The organism is Mycobacteroides immunogenum, from assembly GCF_001605725.1.
Lineage (GTDB): Bacteria > Actinomycetota > Actinomycetes > Mycobacteriales > Mycobacteriaceae > Mycobacterium > Mycobacterium immunogenum.
In genome coordinates this window covers 5,408,279-5,430,162 of the sequence record NZ_CP011530.1, presented here as the reverse complement: position 1 = coordinate 5,430,162, position 21,884 = coordinate 5,408,279, and the positions used below count along the sequence as shown (strand labels likewise).

General features: G+C 63.4%; 18 protein-coding genes. 7 read left to right on the top strand and 11 right to left on the bottom strand.

Annotation, left to right across the window (positions count from 1 at the left end; genetic code table 11):
* Positions 1-35: 35 nt before the first annotated feature.
* The 6 genes from ABG82_RS26675 to ABG82_RS26650 form a co-directional block, all read right to left on the bottom strand.
* Positions 36-1,979, bottom strand: coding sequence for a thiamine pyrophosphate-dependent enzyme (locus ABG82_RS26675; RefSeq protein ID WP_043078313.1), 1,944 nt, complete (start codon positions 1,977-1,979; stop codon positions 36-38).
* Positions 1,976-3,604, bottom strand: coding sequence for a glutamate synthase-related protein (locus tag ABG82_RS26670; RefSeq protein WP_043078390.1), 1,629 nt, complete (start codon positions 3,602-3,604; stop codon positions 1,976-1,978). Before ABG82_RS26670 ends, ABG82_RS26675 begins: the two co-directional genes overlap by 4 nt.
* Before the next feature lie 67 nt (positions 3,605-3,671).
* Positions 3,672-6,464, bottom strand: coding sequence for a LuxR family transcriptional regulator (locus tag ABG82_RS26665; RefSeq protein ID WP_043078314.1), 2,793 nt, complete (start codon positions 6,462-6,464; stop codon positions 3,672-3,674).
* 52 nt (positions 6,465-6,516) lie between these two features.
* Complete coding sequence (gene poxB / locus ABG82_RS26660) at positions 6,517-8,256, bottom strand: ubiquinone-dependent pyruvate dehydrogenase (RefSeq protein ID WP_043078315.1); 1,740 nt, start codon at positions 8,254-8,256, stop codon at positions 6,517-6,519.
* Positions 8,257-8,361: 105 nt separating this feature from the next.
* Positions 8,362-9,297 (bottom strand): patatin-like phospholipase family protein, encoded by a 936-nt coding sequence (locus ABG82_RS26655; protein WP_043078316.1) that lies wholly within the window; start codon positions 9,295-9,297, stop codon positions 8,362-8,364.
* 56 nt (positions 9,298-9,353) lie between these two features.
* A complete protein-coding gene (locus tag ABG82_RS26650) occupies positions 9,354-10,121 on the bottom strand; it encodes an SDR family oxidoreductase (protein ID WP_043078317.1) in 768 nt (255 codons plus the stop codon).
* A 154-nt stretch (positions 10,122-10,275) separates the two neighbouring features.
* Here ABG82_RS26650 and ABG82_RS26645 point away from each other — a divergent pair, with 154 nt between their 5' ends.
* Positions 10,276-10,818 carry a TetR/AcrR family transcriptional regulator gene (locus ABG82_RS26645; protein ID WP_043078318.1) on the top strand — a complete coding sequence of 181 codons (543 nt, stop codon included), beginning with the start codon at positions 10,276-10,278 and terminating at the stop codon, positions 10,816-10,818.
* Between the two features lie 44 nt (positions 10,819-10,862).
* Positions 10,863-11,294, top strand: a complete 432-nt coding sequence (locus ABG82_RS26640; protein WP_043078319.1) for a pyridoxamine 5'-phosphate oxidase family protein — start codon at positions 10,863-10,865, stop codon at positions 11,292-11,294.
* A 34-nt stretch (positions 11,295-11,328) separates the two neighbouring features.
* Here the strand turns inward: ABG82_RS26640 and ABG82_RS26635 are convergent, their stop codons facing one another.
* The 3 genes from ABG82_RS26635 to ABG82_RS26625 are packed head-to-tail and all read right to left on the bottom strand — an operon-like array spanning position 11,329 to position 14,923.
* The gene (locus ABG82_RS26635; RefSeq protein WP_043078320.1) at positions 11,329-11,598 is read right to left on the bottom strand and encodes a metal-sensitive transcriptional regulator; all 270 of its coding nucleotides are present in this window, start codon (positions 11,596-11,598) and stop codon (positions 11,329-11,331) included.
* Between the two features lie 20 nt (positions 11,599-11,618).
* Positions 11,619-14,438, bottom strand: coding sequence for an MMPL/RND family transporter (locus ABG82_RS26630; protein ID WP_109475896.1), 2,820 nt, complete (start codon positions 14,436-14,438; stop codon positions 11,619-11,621).
* A gap of 29 nt (positions 14,439-14,467) precedes the next feature.
* A complete protein-coding gene (locus ABG82_RS26625; protein WP_234708038.1) occupies positions 14,468-14,923 on the bottom strand; it encodes an MmpS family transport accessory protein in 456 nt (151 codons plus the stop codon).
* 206 nt (positions 14,924-15,129) lie between these two features.
* Here ABG82_RS26625 and ABG82_RS26620 point away from each other — a divergent pair, with 206 nt between their 5' ends.
* From ABG82_RS26620 to ABG82_RS26600, 5 genes are all read left to right on the top strand, one after another.
* Complete coding sequence (locus tag ABG82_RS26620) at positions 15,130-15,750, top strand: mycothiol-dependent nitroreductase Rv2466c family protein (RefSeq protein ID WP_043078321.1); 621 nt, start codon at positions 15,130-15,132, stop codon at positions 15,748-15,750.
* A gap of 182 nt (positions 15,751-15,932) precedes the next feature.
* Positions 15,933-17,102: an NAD(P)/FAD-dependent oxidoreductase gene (locus tag ABG82_RS26615; protein WP_043078393.1), complete on the top strand. Its 1,170-nt coding sequence runs from the start codon at positions 15,933-15,935 to the stop codon at positions 17,100-17,102.
* 42 nt (positions 17,103-17,144) lie between these two features.
* A complete protein-coding gene (locus tag ABG82_RS26610; protein WP_043078322.1) occupies positions 17,145-18,221 on the top strand; it encodes a class I SAM-dependent methyltransferase in 1,077 nt (358 codons plus the stop codon).
* A gap of 27 nt (positions 18,222-18,248) precedes the next feature.
* The gene (locus ABG82_RS26605) at positions 18,249-18,644 is read left to right on the top strand and encodes a hypothetical protein (protein ID WP_043078323.1); all 396 of its coding nucleotides are present in this window, start codon (positions 18,249-18,251) and stop codon (positions 18,642-18,644) included.
* Positions 18,645-18,768: 124 nt separating this feature from the next.
* Positions 18,769-19,797: a TQO small subunit DoxD gene (locus tag ABG82_RS26600; RefSeq protein ID WP_043078324.1), complete on the top strand. Its 1,029-nt coding sequence runs from the start codon at positions 18,769-18,771 to the stop codon at positions 19,795-19,797.
* Here ABG82_RS26600 and ABG82_RS26595 read toward each other — a convergent pair whose 3' ends face one another.
* On the bottom strand, positions 19,798-20,631 hold the full coding sequence (locus ABG82_RS26595) for a glycoside hydrolase family 16 protein (protein ID WP_043078325.1): 834 nt from the start codon (positions 20,629-20,631) through the stop codon (positions 19,798-19,800).
* A 56-nt stretch (positions 20,632-20,687) separates the two neighbouring features.
* Positions 20,688-21,848, bottom strand: a complete 1,161-nt coding sequence (locus ABG82_RS26590; RefSeq protein ID WP_043078326.1) for an NAD(P)/FAD-dependent oxidoreductase — start codon at positions 21,846-21,848, stop codon at positions 20,688-20,690.
* Positions 21,849-21,884 lie beyond the last annotated feature (36 nt).

The window sequence follows — 21,884 nt, the reverse complement described above, 5'->3', positions numbered from 1 at the left end:
TGAATCTCGAACTGTGGATAACCGATCGAAATCCACTAGTGGGAACGGGGATCGGTGAGGATCTCCACCAGTGCCGGGCCCGGATGGCTGAGAGCTTCAGCGATGACCGAACGCAATTCAGTGGCATCAGTGACGCGCTTGCCGTACGCCCCGCAGTCTCGTGCGAACGCCGCGAAATCGGGATTGTGCAGGGAGGTCTGCCACACCGCGTACTCGGCGCTGCGCTGCTCCTCGCTGATCTTGGCCAGCTCGCCGTTGTTGAGCAGGATGTGGGTGATGTTCATGTTGTACTTCACCGCGGTGGTGAAGTCGGCGAGATACTGACCGAATCCGCCATCTCCGGTGACGGCGACGATCGGCCGGTCCGGGGCCGCCGCCCATGCGCCCATGGCGGCGGGGAACCCGAATCCTATCGAGCCCAGGTAGCCGGACATGAGCACTGATTGCGCGGTGGGCTCGAAGTAGCGGCCGAACGAGTAGGCGTGGTTGCCCACATCGACTGTCAGCACCGCGTTTTCGGGCACCAGGTCGTTGAGTTCATGGAAGACGGCGGCAGCGGGCACGCGCCCGTGCGCCGACGCCGCGGCCCGGCGGGCCTTCTCCGCTCGCCACACCGTCCAGCGCTCGGCGAGTTCGGGGCGCTGGTCGGTCACGGCTGGGCCTGTGCCGAGTCCGTCCGACAGTGCCAAGGCTGTCACCCCCACATCGCCGAGGATCGGGACCGCGACGGGGCGGAACCGGCCGAGCGCCAATGGATCGGTATCGACCTGGACCGTCGCCTTGTACGGCGAGATGCCGGTGTGATTGGAGAACGAGGCGCCGAACACCAACAGTAGATCGGCCTTGTTCATCATCCACGATGCGACAGGTGTCCCCGAGCGGCCCAGCACCCCGCCGGCCAGCGGATGGCGTTCGGAAACCTGGCCCTTCGCTTTGAACGTGGTGAGGATCGGGGCGTTCAGCCGCTCGGCAAGTGCGACCACCGCAGGCATGTCGAACTTCGCACCGGCACCCACCACAATCACTGGGCGCGTGGCAGATTCGATGAGATCCAGCGCCTCCGCGAGCGCCGCCGCAGGCGGGCCCACCCGCAGGTCCGGCATCCGGCCCTGCGGCCCGGAGGCAGGATTGCCCGGGCTGGGGAGCACTTGCACCTCATCCGGGAGCACCAGATGGCCGACACCACGCTCCAAGATCGCGTGTTTGAGCGCCATCGTCATCAGCTCGGCGTGGTCGGAGCCCGCCCGGACCATCGCCGAGTAGACGGAGACGTCGGAGAAGGCGGCCAGTAGGTCGATGTCCTGGAAGGCGCCCTTGCCGGCCACCGAGGAGTCCACGTTGCCGGAGATGGCAAGTACGGGTGCGCGATCGGCCTTCGCGTCGTACAGCCCCGTCAACAGGTTCGTGGAGCCGGGCCCGGCGATACCGAAGCATGCGGCGGGACGTCCGGTCAGTTTTCCGTAGGCGGAGGCCGCGAACGCCGCGGCACCCTCGTGGCGGATGCCGAAGTACCGCAACTTTCCGTCTTTTTCGGCGCGATGCATGGCCTCGGCGACACCGAGATTGGAGTGCCCGACCATACCGAAGACCGTATCGACACCCCAGTTGGTCATGGTCTCGATGAGCACATCGCTGACCGTGCGGACATGGGGTGCTGGAGGTGCCGTGCCCACATACACGCCGTCGGCCCGCACCTCGACGGGATAAGTCGGGACATCGAAGTCAGGCCCGCCCGCTGCCTCGCCGGTGAACGGGTCGAAGTCGAATCCATGCCAGGGACAACGAATTTTGTCGTTCTCCAGGGTGCCCTGTCCGAGCGGGCCGCCTTGGTGCGGACAGCGGTTGTCGATGGCGCCGAATTGACCGTGCAGTTTTGTCAGCGCCACCGACTTCAATCCCACCGGGCAGACTGTCACCTGGCCCTCATCGAGGGCATCGTGATCGAGTGCCTTGTGCCAGACCAGTTCTTGATCACTCACAGTGGTATCGCTCCTGCGTAGGGGACTGCGCTGAGATAGGCGAAGTCGCGGTCGAAAGTGACGAGGTCGTCGAGCCCAAGGTCGCCGAGGCGATGATGTCCGCATGCCCTGGCCAGTATGGTCATCAGCTCGACGGTGGACTCCAGAAACCGTTGCAAGCGCGTCGCGGCCAGCTCGACGGGTAACCGGTCCCGCAGCTGGGGGTCCTGCGTGGCGATGCCGACGGGGCAGGTGTTGGTGTTGCAGGCGCGCATGCCGACACATCCGATTGCCTGCAGCGCGGCATTGGACAGCCCGATGGCGTCGGCGCCCAGCGCGAGCGCCTTGACCATGTCCGCGGCGGTGCGAATGCCGCCGGTGACGGCCAGGGTCACGTCTCGTGCGTCGGAGTGGTCCAGATGCCTTCGGGCGCGCGCCAATGCCGGGATGGTCGGGACGGAGATGTTGTCGCGAAACAGGATTGGCGCCGCTCCGGTACCGCCACCGCGGCCATCGAGGATGATGTAGTCGACACCAATCGTGAGCGCGGCATCGATATCGCGTTCGACGTGCTGTGCGCTCATCTTGTAGCCGACGGGTATTCCACCAGAGGCCGCACGGACCTGCTCCGCGAAGTCGCGGAACTGGTCAAGGGATGTCCAGTCGGGAAACCGGGCCGGCGAAATGGCCGGCGTTCCCGGGGCGAGGCCCCGGACCTCCGCGATCTTTCCGATCACCTTGTTGCCCGGCAGGTGCCCGCCGGTACCGGTCTTGGCGCCCTGCCCGCCCTTGAAGTGGAAGGCCTGCACCTTCTTGAGGTGCTCGAAGCTCCACCCGAATCGGGCCGAGGCCAGCTCGTAGAAGTATCGTGAATTATGTTGTTGCTCCTCCGGGAGCATGCCTCCCTCGCCCGAACAGATCCCCGTCCCGGCGAGCTCGGCTCCCGCGGCCAGCGCGACCTTGGCTTCTTGCGAGAGCGCGCCGAAACTCATATCGCTGACAAAGAGCGGGATGTCCAGGGTGAGCGGTCGCTGGGCACGCGGACCGATCACTGTCCGCGTGTCCACCGGCTCGTTGTCCAGCAGCGGCAGCCGGGCCAGCTGACCGGTGATCACCTGAATGGAATCCCACGAGGGCAACTGGTCGCGTGGAACTCCCATCGCGGACATCGGGCCGTGGTGTCCGACCTTGTCCAGCCCGTGCGAGGCCAGGTCGTGGATCTGCGTGACGAAGGGTTCTTCGGGGGTGTTGGTGGGCTTGATCCAGCGGCCTTGATAGCCGTCGTCCGCATAGGACACAGGATTCGCCTTCGCGAAGGTCGACACGGCCGACTCATCCACGTACACAGAGCCATTGGTGACCCAGGCGGGGAACCGGGTCAATGTCACCGCGGGATTGACCGGCGAGACACCCGTGTCGACCTCGTAGCGCCAACCGTGCACTCCGCAGACGAGAAGATCGCCGTCGAGGTGGCCGTCGGACATCAACGCGCCACGGTGTGCGCAACGCCCGTACAGCGCCGAGACATCGTCACCCCGGCGGACGAGAACGATATCGACGCCCCCTGCTTTCGTGGCGTAGGGCGCGCCATCGGGCAGCGCGGATAGCTCTGCCACCTGCAGTGCCGCCGTGGGCAGAGTAGTCATGAATGCACTGTGCATCATGGGTGACCCTGCGCGCATCAGTCAGATGACTGACGCGTTGTGCAGATTGCTAAGTGACGAGGTCACGCAGCTCGTGCCGGCGGCTGACTCCGAGCTTGGGGTAGACGTGATACAGATGCGAGGCGATGGTGCGGGGCGAGAGGTTGAGCTGATCGCCGATTTGACGGTTGGTCATACCGGAGGCGGCAAGCCTGACAATCTGCTGTTCCTGTGCGGTGAGCGAGTCGAATCCCGCCGTGGTCCGAGCAGATTTGGAGACGACGCCGGCAGCGCGTAATTCTGCTCGGGCAACTGCCGCCAAGGACTCCGCGCCGCGGCATTCGAAGGCGGATAGAGCTGCGGACAACAGTGGCCGGGCCTCTGCGAGCCGCCGCGCACGCCGGAGCCATTCGCCGTAGTGCAGCTGAGCACGGGCCCGCTCCAGCGGCCACTGATCGCCGGCAGCGTCGTGCGCCGCAAGCTGAAAGTGACTCTCCGCGTCTGGGGTTGAAGACACCATGGCCGCCGCCTGGTGATGCAAGAGCTGAAGTCGTTTGGGCCACGATGAGTTGAATTGTGCTCCAATGGCCTTGATCAGCGGCGCCACTTCCGTGGCGCGGCCGCTGCGCGCCGCAGCCCATCCCAATTCGGCCATCCCTCGGTGTGATACGACGAAGTGCGTCGGTGTTCCATCGGAATGAAACTGTTCATGCAGGTGCAGGTACGCACTGTCGAAATCTCCTTCGACGATGGCGATCCATCCGCGCGCACGTGCCAGCGCTGCGCGCGTGGCCGCTGATTTCGGGCCCAACGCGGACATGTCGATCCGGCGCAGCGCTGTTGCGGCCCCGGCAGAGTCGCCGCGGTACGTGAGTAGTTGTGCGCGGCACACGATTGTCTCGTTGTGTAGCAGTGCGAGATCATGGATCTCACACAGAGCCTCAGTCATGGCCAGCAGTTCGTCGAGCATCTCCCAACGCCCAGTGTCGAGCAGCGCCCAGGCGAGTGGGGCGATCGCATAGGTGAAGCCGCGCATTCCTCCAGTGGCTTTGAGCGATTCCACAGCCTCGGTGAGCTGGCTGACGGCAAGATCGGACTCTTCGGTGACGGCGGCCATCACCCCCACGACGAGATGCCGGAAGGGTTCAAGGATTGGCGCCTGGGGGGTCAGCCAGCACCGGTCGAAATGCGTCGGCCTGGAATTTCCGCTGGAGGCGGTATCGGCGAAGATACTGACGTACGTGCGTTGCAGTGCGGCCGATCCCGCTGGGAAAGCGAGGAATTCGAGGTCTGTTGCTTCTTGCTCGAAATCGTCAACAGGGAGGCGGGGTATCCATTTCTGGACGGCTTCGTGGTGGGCGATGTCCCCGGTGTAGTACGCCGCAGTGGCTCCCAAGTGGGCCAGGGTGAGCGCGAGCCGGCCCTCGGGTGGTGTCGGGCCCTCCATGCATCGGCCGACCAACTCGAAGGACTCGGTGGCCCGGCCCGATTGCAGTCGGATGGAACTGCGGGTCAGTGATGCGTAGCCGAGGACATCTGGGTGGTATGTACTCTGAGACGACTTGTCACACAGTGCAAGTGCCCACGCAGTGTCGCCACCGAAGTTGGCGGCGGCAGCCGCTCCGGAGTACCTGCGTCCGGCATCGTCACTGTGTGGGCTCAATTCGGCCGCACGCTGTAAAACGCGCGCGACCTCCAGATAGCCGCCGCGGCCCTGGGCCTGACGTGCCGACTGTTGCAGTGCGGTCGCTATGGCTTCATCGGGTCCGCTGGCGGCCGCGGCCAAGTGCCAGGCGCGGCAGGCATCGTCCAACAAGGGTGATCGTCCAAAGGCGAGGTGGGCACTGCGCTGATCGGTGAGACTGGCATCCGTGTAGGCGAGGGTACGCAGCAGCGGATGACAGAACTTGACCAGCCGGTCTGCAGTGATGGTCAGCATCCCGGTCTTCTCCGCCGCAGCCCAGACCGACACGTCGGAGCCGTGCCCAGCGACATCGGTGATGATATCGACGGTTTCGTATCCTGATCCGGAAGCACTGTATAACAGCAGTTTTCGAGTCTCCTGGTCGAGCTCCGCTAGCTCCATTGAGAAGATGGAGTAGGCCCCCCGATATCCGGACATGTTGTTTCCGCGAAAGACCGTGGCGCCGGAAAGTCCGTAGTAACGCGCCCCTTCGATGAGTGCCAACGGATTTCCGTCTGCCCACCGGATGAGCTCACCACGAATACCGCGCGGCGGAGGCGGTGATTGGATCTCGAGCAGATCGCTGGCCTCACGATCGGTCAGTGGCGGCACATCGATGATGGCGATGACCGAGTCGAAACCCGGCAGGCTTTCTCGGTACCGGGCCGTCATGATCACCGACACGGCGGTGTCCACGAGCCGGCGGGACACAGAGATCAGCACTTCACGTGTATCGCGGTCGAGCAGGTCGACGTCGTCGAGTGCGAGGAGCAGCGGACGTTCGCGGGCGGCGGATTGCAGCAGGGCAAGGAGTGCTTGCCGGACGGTTTCCGGTGCACGGTGCGAAGGTGTGCTGCTTGTCCCGATGATGCCGCCGAGAGCGTCACGCAGTGGCTGCGGCAGGCTGTTGACGTGATCGTGTAGCGGACAGATGAGCTCGGCCAGCGACGTATATGCACGCAGCAGATCGGGCTGACCGCCGGCGGCGAACAGCACCGCAGCGCCCGCCTCGGAGGCCGCGGCAGTCGCGTCCATCAACAACGCTGACTTACCGACCCCGGGCGCTCCCACCAGAAGTAGCACGTTGGGCGGGTTGTCCGTCGTGGTCGCGGCATGCCTGACCGCCTGGCGTAGGTCGTCGCGTCCGACGAACCGGGAAGCAGAAGTAGGCGAGGTCATGGCGTTTGCGATGGTAACGCCATGACCTCGGCACTGCCGCTGGGCCAGCGGCTTATCGGCGGCGCAGGCGCGCGCCGAGATTGGTCTTTGCCAGGTCGATGAGTTCGTCGCCGCGTCCGGAGAGCAGGGTTTTCGTCGCCCACAATGAGAACCCCGCCACCTGAGCGGCGGTGATGGTCGGCGGTATCGATAGTTCCTGGCGCGCGGTCAGCACTTCGACAAGGGCCGGGCCCTGGTGGCTGAAAGCCTCCCGCAGGGCGGCGTCGAGCTGATCGGGGCGCTCTACCCGAACGCCGTGAATCCCGACTGCCCGCGCGAGATCGGCAAAGACCGGGTTATCCAGGGCGGTACCGTAATTCACGATACCGGCGGCCTTCATCTCCAGCTCCACAAAGCTGAGCGCACCGTTGTTGAACACCACCATCTTGATGGGCAGCTGGGACTGGGTCAGGGTGATCAGATCGCCCAGCATCATCGCCAGTCCGCCGTCACCAGAGAGAGTCACGACCTGACGACCCCGGTGGGAGGCCTGCGCACCGATTCCCTGCGGTACCGCGTTCGCCATACTGCCGTGATTGAACGATCCGAGCAGTCGGCGCCGGCCGTTCATGGACAGATACCGCGCCGCCCAAATGACGGGTGTGCCGACGTCGGCGATGAATACCGCGTCGTCATCCGCCAACTCGTCGATCCTGCGCGCGACCAGCTCCGGCAGCACGGGCGTTTGGTTTCCGTCGCCGACAGCCAGCCGATCGAGCTGGGCACGTGTACGTGTGTAGTTCTCCTTGGCCCGCTCAAGATGCTTGTCGTCGGAGTGGGGCAGAAGCATCGAATTGAGTTTTTGCAGAGTGTCTTTCACCGAACCGACGAGCGGAACATCCACATTGACGCGTCGGCCGATGTGTTCACCGCGGATGTCGACCTGGATGACGGTGGCCTTCGGCGGATAGAACTGCCGGTAGGGAAAATCCGTGCCGAGCATCAACAGCACCTCGGTGTCTTCGAGTGCGTCGTAGCCGGAACGGAATCCAAGCAGTCCTGTCATACCGACGTCGAACGGATTGTCGTATTCGACGAATTCTTTGCCACGCAACGTATGCACAATCGGGGCCTGCAGGGTGTGCGCAACCGCCAGCAGCTCGGCATGGGCGCCTTCACAGCCGGCCCCGGCAAGGATGGTTACCGCGCTCGATCCGTTCAACACACCGACGGCGCGCTGCAGGGCGTCGGGGTCAGGCAGCCGGGTCCCCGCGCCCGCGACGATTTTGGTCGACGGGGGCGACGCATCCACCTTGGCGCTGAGGATGTCACCGGGGATGGTCAGGACGGCCACTCCCTGCTGGTCCAGGGCCGCGCGGATGGCGGTGTTCAGGACGTACGGTAGCTGTTCGACACTGCTTACCAGCTCGCTGTATACGCTGCATTCGGCGAACAGATTCTGTGGGTGGGTCTCCTGGAAGTAGCCGCTGCCTATCTCGGCGCTGGGTATGTGGGACGCGATAGCGAGGACGGGAACCCGGCTGCGATGCGCGTCGAAGAGCCCGTTGATGAGGTGCAGATTGCCTGGGCCGCAGCTCGCGGCGCACACCGCGAGGTTGCCGGTCAGCGCTGCCTCGGCGCCCGCGGCGAAGGCGGCGGCTTCCTCGTGCCGCACGTGGACCCACTCCACCGTGCCATCGCGTCGCAGCGCTTCGGTGAAGCCATTCAGCGAGTCACCCGGCAGACCATAAATACGTTGGACACCAGCGGCTTTCACGGTATCGACGATGAGTTGCGAAACTGTGCGGGCCATGGTGTGTGCTCCAGGTGTTAGTGGCGGTGGGACGGTCGGTCGTAGCCTGCGTCAAATGACTGAAGGGGTCATCAGTCATTTGACTGATGACCAGGTGGTGAATGCCTAGTTGGTGTTCGCATAGGAATCGAGAGCCTCAGCCGCGCAACGACGGCCGACCTCAATCACTTCGGTGGCGCGGTGAAAGTCGAGGCTGCGGCTGACACTGCGCGGGACTTCGATGAGGACATCCGGCGGGTGCGCGGCGAGCTGCATGCGGGCAAGTTGCGACTGCATGACCTCGATGGTGCGGTTCATCACCTCGAAGCTCGTCAGCTTCGCGGCCGGGTCTGGTTGCCCGGTTGTCTCTGTTTCATCGGTTGAGAACAGCGCCGAGGTGCTCCGCATCAGCCTGTTGAGCCACTCCGTTGTCACACGAGGCTCGCGTGGCTCTGGCTCCGATGGCGGCGCGGGAGCGCGCCGTTCATCGCCTCCGCTGAGGGTCACCGCCACCCGTAGTTCCGCGTGCACCCCGGCCAGGGGTGCGACGGCCGGTAGATCCAGAACTCCGCCATCTGCCAGCACCCGTCCGTTGAGAACATGCGGTGAGATCATTCCGGGAATCGCGATGGATGCTCGAATGGCGGAGGCCAATGAGCCACTCTGCAGCCACACCGACTTGCCGGCGATCAAATCTGTCGCAACGGCCGTGAATGGGATCGGAAGGTCTTCTATCGCGACATCGCCGAGTAGCTCGCGCACTACGTCAAGAATCTTCTCCGCGCGGAAGAATCCGGGGCTGGTCCAGGTAGGGTCCAAGAGTCTGAGCACCGCGCGTTGAGTCAGAGATGTTGCCCACGAGGCAAATTCGTCGAGAGCCCCGGCGGCCTCCAGGCCCCCTACCAACGCGCCCATGGATGATCCGGAAATGCCGGAGATCTCAAAGCCGCGCTCGTGCAGCTCCTGAATCACGCCGATATGTGCATAGCCGCGTGCCCCGCCGGCGCCCAGCGCCAGCGCGATCTGTGTGCCGGGTGCGCCCGTACTCGCCTCGCCAGTCATCACCTCAATCTTGGCAAGAGTGTGACCGCGTGGCCAGGTGAGGTCCGCGACAGGGGCTATTCGCGGGCGTGGGGATCGGATGCGTTGAGCGTCGCGACGACCTGGTCGTAGTCACCACGGGCCTCGCCGTACCGCAGAAACTTCACTCGCTCCACCTGGATCTCGGTGGCATCAGGCTCGGTCTCCAGCAGGGTGACCACTTCGTCGATGAAGTCCCTCAGAGGCATGGCGAAGTCACTTTCCTGCTGACCGGGCATGAGATCGGTGCGAACGGCAGGAGGTTGCAACTCCTTGATCTCGATTCGGGTGTCGGCGAGCTGCAACCGGATGGACTCGCTGAGCATGTGGATGGCCGCCTTGGAGGCGTTGTAGCTGGGCGTGACCTTCAGCGGAGCGAAAGCCAACCCCGAGGACACCGTGACAATGGTGGATTGAGGCTGCTTCTGGAGGTGCTCGATAAAGCCGGCGATCAGGCGAATCGGGCCGAGAACATTCGTGATGATGATTTCTTCGGCGGATCGCAGGAACGACTCGGGATGGTGCCAATCCTCCACGCGCATGATCCCGGCCATCGCGATCAGGACATTCAGGGTGGGATGCGCGGCGAGTATCTGATGGGCGGCGGTGCGAATACTCGCCGGGTCGGCGACGTCGATGCGCACGGTGGCGATGCCGGGGTGCTCCGCGCCGATCTGTTCCAGCAGCTCAGCACGGCGACCGCCGACTATCACCGTATTGCCCTTGGCCTGCAGGGCCAGCGCGAGTTCCAAACCGATCCCGCTGGTGGCCCCTGGGATGAACACGGTGTTGCCCGAGATCTGCATCGGACGTCCTCTCATTATTTATATGTACGATTCGTACACATAAATAACGTACGGTACGTACACATAGTTGGCAAGGATTTAGGGGAGGCAAGGGGTGGTCGCAGTGCCGGGCGAGGCGAAATTGCCTCGACGAGGTCGTCGGCCCGCGGAGGAAGTGCGCGAGGAGGTCTTGAAGGCGGCCGGTGATCTGTTGTTCGACGAAGGGATGACCGGATTCACCATCGACAAGGTCGCGGCCCTTTCCGGGGCAAGCAAAATGACGATCTATAAGTGGTGGCCCTCAAAAGGGGCCCTCGCGCTCGACGGATACTTTCGAAAGGTTGAACCGCGATTGGGTTTCCCCGACGGTGGAGACATCGAACGTGACTTGCGCGCTCAGCTGCGGGCCTTCCTGGGCGTCCTTCGAGACACTGCCGGCGGCGGAATCATCGGGGAGTTGATCGGGCAAGCCCAGGTCGACCCCGAGCTCAAAGCCGCTTTTCTGCAACGATATTCGGGGCCCCGTCGAGCCCTTGCCGTTGCGGCGATACGCCGGGCCCAGGATCGTGGTCAGCTCAGAACGGATGTGGATCCGGAAGTTGTGGTCGATCAGCTATGGGGCGCCTGCTATCACCGCCTGCTCATCCCCGACCAGCCGCTGACCGAGGGCTTCGTGGACGCGCTGCTGGATAACCTGCTCGGCGGGATCAGGGCGTGAGGCAGGCGGGAATAAGTTCGGCGGATTAGATGGTTTGAGGCCACATGCCACGCCCTTTCACCGAAGCAGAACGCCAGGAGTTTCTTGCCGCAAAGCATGTCGCGGTGCTGTCGGTCGCGGCCGACAGCGGACGCCCGCCCGCCAGCGTGCCGATCTGGTACGACTACACGCCGGGTGGGGACATCCGGATCAACACCAGCGCGGGTAATCGCAAGGCACGCCTGATTGAGCAGGCGGCCGCCATAACCCTCACCGTGCAGCACGAAGAGCCGCCGTACCAGTACGTCGTTGTCGAGGGCGCGGTCGTCGGCGCGGAGCGGCCGGCGTCTGCGTCGGCGCGGGAGGAGATCGCCATCCGCTATCTCGGCGAGGAGGCCGGGCGTGAGTTCGCGCGCGGTTACGACAACGCCGATACGGTGCTGTTCACCATCAGGCCGGACCGTTGGTTCACCGCCGACTTCTCGGGTGACCTCTGAGCCGTCTGATCGAGCGTGCCCGCCGCGGCCCGTGCTAGGCCAGTGCGAGAAAGAGCTTCTCCAGTTCGGCCTCGGTCATGGGCGCGGTGTCCCCGTTCTTGTCCGCGGCGATGCATTCGCGTAGACCGGTGGCGACAATCTTGAATCCCGCGCGGTCGAGCGCCCGTGACACCGCCGCCAGTTGCGTGACGACGTCTTTGCAATCACGCCCGGTTTCGATCATGTTGATCACTCCATTGAGCTGTCCCTGAGCCCGGCGCAGCCTGCTGAGAATCGCAGTGATGCTGTCTTGATCGTCGATCATGTGTCTACCTTTCGGGGGCTCTAGCTACTGCTAGTATACCCGGCTGGGTATATGGGTGTGGTGGGTTTACCCGCAGCTCGTGTCCGTACTCTCAGGGGCCACCAGAACCACGGGCCGAGCAGCCCGGCGATGGACGGGGTCATCAACGAGCGCACGATGAGCGTGTCGAACAGCAGGCCCAAGCCGATGGTGCTTCCGGCTTGACCGATCGAGCTCAGATCACTTGCAGCCATGGACATCATGGTGAAAGCGAATACCAGCCCCGCGGACGTGACGACTCCTCCGGTTCCTCCCATTGAGCGGATGATGCCGGTCTTCAGTCCTGCGCCGATCTCCTCCTGAAAGCGTGACACCAACAACAGGTTGTAGTCCGAGCCGACCGCCAGCAGGATGATCAATCCGAAGACGGGCGCGATCCAATTGAGCTCAAGACCGAAAATGTGCTGCCACACCAGCACCGAGACTCCGAATGCGGCACCGAGAGAGAGCAATACGGTTCCGACGATCACCAGCGAAGCCACGAACGCCCGCGTGATGATCATCATCACGGCGAATATCAGTGTCACGGCTGCGATCCCCACGATCAAAAGGTCATACCGTGAGCCGGACTGAATGTCGCGATAGATCGCCGCGGTGCCGGTGAGGTAGAAGGTGGCGTCGGTCAGTGCGGTGCCCTTGACGGCCTGGTGGGCGGCCTCCAGTTCAGATGCCACTGCGGAGATTCCAGCCGGGGTGGCTGGGTCCTTATCGTGGGTGATGATGAACCGTGCGGCCGTGCCGTCGGGGGAAAGAAATAGCGTGAGGCCGCGCTGAAAGTCGGGGTTTTGGAAGGCCTCTGGTGGTAGATAGAAGTAATCCCCACTTCTGGACGCGTCGAAGGCATGTCCCATGGCACTGGCCGTGTCGGTCATCTGTGCCAGCTGGGTGATCAGGTTCGAAAAGCTGCTGTGCATGGTCAGCAGAGTGCCCTGCATGGATCTGGCGACGGCGATGATCGGCGGCAGCTGTGCCGCGATCTGTGGGATGATCGCGTCGATATTTCCGAGATCTGCCGTCAGCGCATGCATCTTGTCGGAGAAGGTGTCCACGCCGTCGATCGCGTCGAACACGGAGCGGACGGCCGAGCATGCCGGGATATCGGAACAGTGTTGCTCCCAGTAGAAGTAATTGCGCAGGGGCCGTATCACGTCGTCGAACTCGGCGAGGTGATCCCGGATCTCGTCCAGCGCGGCCTTGGCGTCCGTCATGTCGGTGGTCATGCGATCGGTCTCACCGCGCATCGCCCCGAGCAGGGATTGCATACGTTCCAAGGGGCCGATCATGGCGTCGAGATCCTTACTCATGGAGAGCATGTCCGCGGCCCGGTCCTTCATGAATTGAAGGTTCTGCTGGATGGGGATCGACTGAGCGCTGATCTGGAACGGTATAGAGGTGTGCTCGATGGGTCCGCCCAGGGGGCGGGTGATGCTTTGCACCATGGCGATTCCCGGTGACCGGAAGACGTCCTTGGCGATCCTGTCCAAGATGATCATGTCGCCGGTGTTGCGCATGTCGTGGTCGCTCTCGATCATCAGTATGTCGGGATTCATTGTGGCTGCGCTGAAATGGCGTTCGGCTGCCATGTATCCGATGTTCGACGGTAGATCGTCGGGGATGTAGAAGCGGTCGTTGTAGCTCACCTTCATGGTCGGCATGATGGCAATACCGATGAGTGCGATGGCCAACGACGCGGCGAACACCGCGACGGGCCAGCGCACCGTGGCCGTGCCGATACGACGCCACCGGCGAACCTGCACTGGCCGCGTGGGGTCGAGTAGCCCGAAACGGCTTGCGACCACGACGACGGCCGGTGCTGCGGTAAGTGCGCCCGCTACCACGATTAGCAATCCCAGAGCGGATGGAAGACCTAGTGCCTTGAAGTAGGACAGCCGCGCAAGGTGTAGGCACAAGGTCGCTCCGGCGATGGTCAAGCCTGAGCCCAGGATGATGTGGAACGTCCCCCGAAACATTGTGTAATAGGCGGTTTCGCGATCTTCGCCGGCTTGACGAGCCTCCTGGTAGCGCCCGACGAGAAAGATCGCGTAATCGGTGCCGGCGGCGATCGCCAGTGATGACAGCATGGCCACCACGAATGTCGAAAAGCCCAAGAGGTCATAGTTTCCAAGAAGCGCGACAAAGCCTCTGGCGGTGCCCATTTCGAATCCCACCATCACCAGAACCAGCAGCATGGTGCTGGCGGAGCGGTAGGTGATCAGGAGCATGATCATGATGACCGCCCCGGTGACACCCATCATGATGAGCATGCTCTTATCGGCGGCCTCGTTCATGTCCGTGGTCAGCGCCGCGGGGCCGGTGACGTACACCTTGATTCCCGGCGGTGGCGTGGAACTGCCCACGATTTGCCTGACGGCGTCCACTGATTTGTTGCCCAGGGTACTTCCCTGATCACCGGCCAGATTGAGTTGCACGTAGGCGGCCTTGCCGTCGCGGCTCTGTACGCCCGACGCGGTCAGTGGATCGCCCCACACATTCTGGACATGCTGCACATGGTCGGTATCTGCCTGTAAGGCGAGCACTAAATTGTCGTAGTAGTGGTGGGTCACCTCGTCGAGTGGCTTTTCCCCCTCGAGCACGATCATCGCGATGCTGTCGGAGTCGGACTCCTGATATTTCTGGCCGATGTGTTTTGCCGCGATCATGGCGGGCGCGTCTTGCGGCGACATGGTGACCGCATGTTCTCGGGCCACCGATTCGATTGGTGGCACAAGAACATTGACTGCCACGGTCAGTAGCAACCAGCCGGCCAGTATAGGGACTGCGAATCGGCGGATACCTCGCATGAAGGCAGGCTGCTTCGGCGTGGAGGTACTCATGCGGCCTTCACCAGACAGGAGGTCTGGGCGTGGCGCCCGTCCGTGGACCGCTCGTCCCGTACCCGGCCATTGACGGTTATCCGGCATCTCAACGTAGCGTTATCTCCTTGTGCCACAACACTGGCAATCACGGCGGGTACGGTGGTCTCGATCGTGTAGGTCCACGGCAGGCTGGTGAAGTCGACCCTCTGTGGGTGCGCGTCTTTATCCAGGTAGTTCACCGAGCCGGTAGTGTCGCTGGGACCGTAGATCTCGTAGCGCACCTGTTTGACTGTGGATGACGCGAGTGGTTCCGCGTTCGCGCCTGTCGCCGAGAAGATCGGTTCGGACCCGAATGCGCCGCGCAGATTGTTGACCGCGATGGCGCCAAGCCCGACCGCGCACGCAACAACCAAGGGCACCCACGCCCGCTTCAGTCCGGAAACCATGGCTGTGCGCACGGTCTCGCCCACCTTTCTGCTGTAGATCACGGGATCTTCAGCATCATAAATACCATACCCCCTACGGTATATCCCCCCGCTCGCCCTGACTCGCCTCGGCTTGTGCAAATACCTTAGGGGGTATGGTATGAATGAGTCGGGACGAACCCGCGCGCCGACGTGGATGAGATCTGTTTTGGTGGCGCCGGCCTTGTTTCACAAGTGATGGGAGATGCTGGATGTCAACCGATAGCGATGCGGCGCCAAGGGAATCCTTCGATGTGAGGATCTGGCTAGACCCGGTGTGCCCGTTCTCCTGGAATACCGCGCGATGGCTTGACGCGATCGCGACCAGGTCTGGCGTACGGGTCGACTGGCGGCTGATGAACCTGGCGGTATTGAACGAGGGCAAGGAGTTGTCGCCCGCTCTACAGGCCCGGATGCGCGACTCACGACAGGTGGGGCGGCTCATGGCAGGCGTTCAGCGCGACCTGGGCCAGCGAGGTGTGCACGCGGCCTACTTCGCTTTTGGTCGGCTCTATTTCGACGAGTCACTACCTGTCGATGCCGAACTCGCGGATCGGGTGCTGGGTGCGGTGGCGCCGTTGCGGACAACGAGGGAGTCGCTGTCGGACACCTCGTTGGATGAGGTCATCCGACAATCCCACGAGGAGGGGCAGCGCGCGCTGGGTGATGTCGGCGGCAGTCCGCTCGTGCAGGTGCAGGGGCGCACATTCTTTGGGCCGGTCCTCACGGAAGTACCCGATGAAGACGGTGGCCAGGTGCTCTTTGATGCGGTCACCGGGCTCGCCCGGGTCCCGGAGTTCGCGCAGCTGCAGCGGCCGCGGCCCGCCCACTAGGAGCGCGCGATGTGTCACCCCGTGAAGTGCAGAGTGTGTGCGAAGACCACGTGGTCGGGCTGTGGTCACCACATTGAATCCGTCAAAAAGCAAGTCCCCGAGAGTCAATGGTGTGGGGGGCACCGCTCATCGCCATCTGCTCCCGCACGCGGGGGCCTATTCAGGAAGAAGGAGCGCGAAAGATGAAGAAGATCGTCATCCTGGGTGCCGGAATCGGCGGCCTGAGTGTGATCAATGAGATCCGCGAGTCCGGAGTACCGCTGGATGACCTGGACATCACGGTGGTCGACGAGGACTTCGCGCACTTTCTCGGCTTTACCTTGCCCTGGGTGATGAGAGGTTGGCGGGAAGCCGATAGTGTGCCGATTCGGCCCAGTGCCCAGGCATTGTCGGGGATAAACACCATCACGGGCTCTGTTACCGGAATCGATCCCATTGCCCGCACGGTGACCCTGTCCGACACATCGACCCTGTCCTTCGATGCCCTCATCATTTCCACCGGCGCCCGCAATGCCCTGGACAAGGTTCCCGGTCTGGCCGAATCCGCCGCTCGGGGCGACGCGGTGCACTATTACAGCGTTGCCGGAGCCGGTGATGCGCGTCGCGCACTGGCGAACTTCTCGGCAGGCAAGCTTGTCTTCCTGGTGACGTCGCAGCCATTCCGATGTCCGGTGGCTCCGTACGAGGGCGCCCTGTTGGCCTCGGATCTGCTGAGCGAAAAGGATGTACGGTCCAACGTCGATCTCAGCGTGTACACCCCGGAGCTACACCCCATGCCCTCGGCGGGCCCCTATGCGGGACCACAGCTGGTGCAGTTACTCAGGGACAACGGTATTGCGTTTCACGGCGAACATAGGACGGAGCGCATCGACCCCGACGGCAAGGTGGTCGTATTCGCCGATGGGACCACGGTGAGCTTTGATCTGCTGGTGTTTGTGCCCCCGCACGAGCCGTCGGTCACTATCGAGGGATCGGGGTGGATCGATGTGGATGCGGAAACCATGCAAACCCGGTACGACGGGATCTGGGCGATCGGGGACACCGCGGCCGTGACGTCACCCTCCGGTAAACCACTGCCGAAGGCAGCGATTTTCGCCAAGAACGGCGCGAAAGCCGCTGCCCAGAACGTGCTTCGCTATCTGGGGCGGTCCGATCGCGGCGGTGCCCTGTCGGGACTGGGGTACTGCTACCTCGATACCGGTCAGCATCGCGCGGCGCAGGGTAAGGGCGACTTCTTCTCGTTGCCGCACCCGGCTATCACCCTTACCGAACCTTCCTCAAGTCAGCATCACGACAAGCAGGATGAAGAGTCCCAATGGCGTGCCATGTGGGAGTCACGTTCCGGTGCTTGACATCTCGCTGTCGCGATATGCGTTCGCGTAGGGTGGGTAAGCGTGACCGCGCTCAGTGAAAACGCCATGCCAGAGACCGCCGAGCAGTTTTCCGCGCGACTCACCGAGGCCATCGACAGCGCCGGCCTGGTCTTGCTGATGAGCATCGGGCATCAGACCGGCTTGCTGGACACCTTGGCGGCGTCGCCGGGTTCGACGAGCGATCAGCTCGCGGATGCCGCCGGGCTGGAGGAGCGTTATGTTCGCGAGTGGCTCGCCGGGATGACCGTTGCGCACGTTGTGGACTACGAGCCGATGAGCGCGACGTACACGCTGCCGGGCCATCGTGCCGTGACGTTGACGCGTGGTGCCGGTCTGAACAATCTGGCACGCCTGGCCCAGTACATGCCGCTGCTCGGCGAGGTCGAACAGAAGATCGTCGACTGCTTCCGCCAGGGAGGCGGGCTGAGTTACAGCGATTACCCACGTTTTCACGCGGTGATGGCGGAGCGCAGCCGCGAGGTCTTCGACAAGGCGCTGATCGGGACGGTGCTTCCACTGGTCGACGGGCTGCCGGAACGCCTGGAGCAAGGTCTGGATGTTGCCGATTTCGGCTGCGGCAGTGGATATGCGCTCAATCTCATGGCGCGGGCATTTCCCGCCAGCCGGTTCACGGGTATCGATTTCTCGGACGAGGCGATTGCCACGGGGGCCGCCGATGCCACCCGGCAGGGGCTGCGCAACGCGGCATTCCTCAGTGCGGACGTGGCCACCGTGACCGCGTCGGCCGCCTATGACCTCATCACAGCCTTCGACACGATTCATGACCAGGCGCATCCGGCGGCGGTGCTCGCCAATATTCATCGGGCACTGCGTCCGGGTGGAGTCCTGCTGATGGCCGATATCAAGGCGTCCAGTCGATTGGAAGACAACATCGGCGTCGCCATGAGCACGTACCGATACACCGTCTCGCTGACACATTGCATGCCGGTTTCACTGGGTCTGGAAGGCGCCGGGCTGGGCACCATGTGGGGACGGCAGCGGGCCGAGTCGATGTTGGCCGAGGCGGGATTCTCGGACGTCACGGTCCGCGATATAGCCGAAGACACCGCCAACTATTTCTACATCGCCAGGAGATGACGCACCAGCACTGTTAGGATCCGGTATATGCCGCTGGCGCAACGCGATCGGAGATCGATAGCGCACCGCCGGCTTCTTGTGGCCGCCATTGTGGTGCTCGTAGGTGTACTGGCCTCGCTGTCTCTGGTGCATTGCCCTAAGGGCGTTGCCGCACTGACTCATACCGCGGTGTCGAGCGGTATCCTGACGCAGGATTCGGCGGAACAACCAGGCGGCACCTGCGCATCTGCCGAGGTGGTCGTTTCCGAGGATGTGAAGCATGTGGGCCGGCCGCTACTGGCGGCGCCCGCACTCATCACCTCCTTTCGGGATCCGCCGATCCATGACGGGATGTACGGCGCATATCCACCCGGGAACGTGAATCCTCTTGCGGCGCTGGATGGTCGCTCACTTCTGTATCGGATCAGTGTGATCCGGCGCTGATTCACGCGCCCCGACATCTTTCACACCCTGATGGGCTGCTGCCGCGTGCTGCGCACTCGCAGGCACGTGCGCGCGAGGCTGCCCTTTCCGTTGCACAAACCCAAGGACTTGAGGTCGACAATCGATGACTGCTGACGTTTCCCCGAATAACTCCTGGCGTGACAGCGCCGGGCTGATCGCACTTCCGATCCGGCTGGTGGTCGGATGGACCTATTTCTCCGCTTTTTGGAGAAGGGTCGCGCTCGAGAACAAGCTGGACCCCGATGTCTCGGGCTACGTAGGAGCGAAGTTCAATCACTTCCTGCCGCAGGCCTTCGGCATCAAACCGGTGATCGGCTTTCTGGTAGAGCATCCGGACCTCTTGAAATGGGTGATGGTCGTGTTCACCGTGGTGGAAGGCATCACGGGGTTGTGTCTGATGGCGGGGATTCTCACCAGGGCGATGAGTGTCAGTGTCTTCCTGCTCGCGCTGGGGATACTGCTGGGATCGGGCTGGCTGGGCACGACGTGTCTGGACGAATGGCAGATCGGGATTCTCGGGATTGCCTCGGGACTGACCCTGTTTCTCGCCGGCGGCGGCCGATACTCGGTGGATCACTGTGTGGCGGAACGTCATTGCCCACTCACCACACGGCGCTGGTTTATCTGGCTGACATCGGGGCCCGTTGGTGTTCCCCGCCGTCTGGTTCTCGGTGGCGCGGCGGCGGTACTGGCGATCGCGCTGTTCACCAACCAGCACTTCCACGGCGGTGTCTATGGTCCGCTGCACAACAAGTCAGTGACGCCCGGCATCGAGATATCGGATGCACATCTCTCCGATCGAAATCTGCGATTCACCGTGTACCGAACCGAGGGTGTCGATGTCTACGGATCGTTCCTGGTGGGCGTCACCGTTACTGAAAGCGAGACCGGACGGGTCGTTGTGGACCTACGAGCGGATCAGCTGAGTGGGCTATCGGCCGAGTCCATCAAGAATCGGTACATCGCGACGGTGAAAACCGGTGCGTACGGCGTGATTGTGCCGCTGGGTGCCAAGGCCGAGCTGAACATCGATACTCGGCACGCACCAATCGAGCCGCGACATCATTACACGCTGTCGCTTGCCGACGTCAGCGGTGCGGTGTGGGCGCAGGCCGTACAGGTCGGCGACTAGCTACCAGACACGAATCCAGTCGACGAGCATCTCCGCGGGGTAGGTGCCCCCGCGGGGATCGCCGCCGCCGGATCCCGCCACGGCCAGATTCAGCACGGCAAAGGCCTTGTGTCCCGGATTATTGAACGGCCAGTCCGCCAGGGAATTGGCCGGAACCTCGAAATACGGTGCAGCCCCGTCGGTGTAGTCCCTCCAGAACCGAATGCCCTTGTCATCCCATTGAGTACGCCAGGTGTGCCAGGCGCTGTCGAGGGAAAGGTTGTGTGTCTTCCACTCCGAGCCATTTGCTTTGGCGTGCACGGTGGTTGCCGCTGGCCAGCTGCCGTTGCCGTACCACTCGACAATGTCGATCTCACCATCTTGGTCGCTGCCGAGCCAGAACGCGGGCCATGCCCCCGGCGTCAGACAGTTGAACTTGATGCGCGCTTCCCAGGTGTAGCCGATACCCAGTTCGGTCGTGCTGTAGATCTTGCCACCGTAGTAGGTGTTTCCCTCTTTGGCGGCCTTGATTACCAGGCTCGAGTTTCCGTCCAGGAACACGTTCTTGCGGTCGTCGCGGTACTGGCCGACGTTCTCGGGAAGCTCCCAGAAAGTCGGGTCCTTCATGGACTCGCGAGCCTTCGAGATTGCCCACTTCGAACCGTCGGGCGCCGAACCCGCCGGTCCGTCGAACTCGTCGACGAAGACGTACTTGCCGGTGGGGGGAGCCGCGGGCGGCCGCATCGGTGGGTTCTGTGGAGAAGGTTGCGCCCACGCCTCCGGCATAGAAGCCGCGGCCGCCAACATTCCAAGCCCTGAAAACGCCATCATGCGGCGCCTATCCATGTTCACCATCGTGGCCGACCATAACAGGATTTGCCCGAATTGGTCCCGGCGCGTGGGAACGGCTGCTAGCCGTGCACGCGCAACGAGTCACGGCCGGGTGCCAGCACTTCCGCCGTCAGGCCACGAATGGCCAGATCGTCCGGCATGGGTGCGCTCATTGCCAGCGCGGCGCCAACGCGGGCAAGAGCAGGTGCCATCTGGATGCCGTAGCCGCCCTGGGCCGCGTACCAGAAGAATCCCTCGGCCCCCGGATCGGCACCGACTACGGGCGTGCGGTCGGCGGTGAAGGAACGCAGGCCTGCCCACGCGGAATTGACGGACCGGATGCCAAGTGTGGTTGCCTCGTTGATCATCCCGATCGCCCGTGCCATCTCCAATTCGTCGGGCCGGGGGTCTCCGGGCGCCTGCGGGGTCTCGTCGGCAGGCGAGCAGAGGAACTGCGCGCCATCGGGTTTGAAGTAGAAGGCATCGGACGCGTCCAGGGTCATCGGAAGCGAGCCGTGCGCATCGGGGCGCGGAGCAGAGGCCATGAAGGCGGTACGTCGCAGCGGCTGGATACCCACCGGACGAGCGCCGAAGAGCTGAGCGAGTTCGTCGCACCAGGCACCAGCGGCGTTGACGACGGTGCCCGCTTCGAATACCCGGTCCGAGGAGTCTTGCAGGACCCAGCGGCTACCCTGCCGGGTCGCGCGCGTGATCCCGGCCGACTTCACGATGGTTCCGCCGCGCCCGCGCAGACCGCGTACATAACCCTGGTGCAGCCCGTGGACGTCCAGCTCCATCGGGGACAGATCGATTGTCGCCAGTTGGGTGTACCCAGGGCGCAGGTACGGGTTGATCTCGCCGGCCACCGCGCCGTCGACCAGCTCGGTGTTGCTTCCCAGCGCGGCGGCCTGGCGGTGTGCGTCGCGGAGCGCTTCCGTGTGCGCCGCGTCCGCGATGATCAGGAGCGGGATCGAGGTGGCCAGTGGCGCGTCGAAGCCCTCGCGGGGATCGGTGAAGAAGTCGCGGCTGGCCGCGGTCAGCATCCGGATGACGGGATTTCCGTAGTTCTCGATGAAGGTGGCTGCTGATCGCCCGGTGGTGTGGAAGGCCAGCGTGGATTCTCGCTCGAGCAGCGCCACGGTTCGGTGCTGGGCCAACTCATACGCGATCGAGGCTCCCGACATACCGCCGCCGATGACGATGACATCGACGGAGAGTTTGGTCTCGATGGGGTGACTCACGTGACCTCCGTCTCGGTAAGGATGAATGTCTGTTGA

Coding starts and splice junctions, on each gene's coding strand:
- ABG82_RS26670 (WP_043078390.1), bottom strand. CDS start 3,604: ATGACTACTCTGCCCACGGCGGCACTGCAGGTGGCAGAGCTATCCGCG.
- ABG82_RS26665 (WP_043078314.1), bottom strand. CDS start 6,464: ATGACCTCGCCTACTTCTGCTTCCCGGTTCGTCGGACGCGACGACCTA.
- poxB (WP_043078315.1), bottom strand. CDS start 8,256: ATGGCCCGCACAGTTTCGCAACTCATCGTCGATACCGTGAAAGCCGCT.
- ABG82_RS26655 (WP_043078316.1), bottom strand. CDS start 9,297: ATGACTGGCGAGGCGAGTACGGGCGCACCCGGCACACAGATCGCGCTG.
- ABG82_RS26650 (WP_043078317.1), bottom strand. CDS start 10,121: ATGCAGATCTCGGGCAACACCGTGTTCATCCCAGGGGCCACCAGCGGG.
- ABG82_RS26640 (WP_043078319.1), top strand. CDS start 10,863: ATGCCACGCCCTTTCACCGAAGCAGAACGCCAGGAGTTTCTTGCCGCA.
- ABG82_RS26635 (WP_043078320.1), bottom strand. CDS start 11,598: ATGATCGACGATCAAGACAGCATCACTGCGATTCTCAGCAGGCTGCGC.
- ABG82_RS26630 (WP_109475896.1), bottom strand. CDS start 14,438: ATGCGAGGTATCCGCCGATTCGCAGTCCCTATACTGGCCGGCTGGTTG.
- ABG82_RS26620 (WP_043078321.1), top strand. CDS start 15,130: ATGTCAACCGATAGCGATGCGGCGCCAAGGGAATCCTTCGATGTGAGG.
- ABG82_RS26615 (WP_043078393.1), top strand. CDS start 15,933: ATGAAGAAGATCGTCATCCTGGGTGCCGGAATCGGCGGCCTGAGTGTG.
- ABG82_RS26605 (WP_043078323.1), top strand. CDS start 18,249: ATGCCGCTGGCGCAACGCGATCGGAGATCGATAGCGCACCGCCGGCTT.
- ABG82_RS26600 (WP_043078324.1), top strand. CDS start 18,769: ATGACTGCTGACGTTTCCCCGAATAACTCCTGGCGTGACAGCGCCGGG.
- ABG82_RS26595 (WP_043078325.1), bottom strand. CDS start 20,631: ATGGTGAACATGGATAGGCGCCGCATGATGGCGTTTTCAGGGCTTGGA.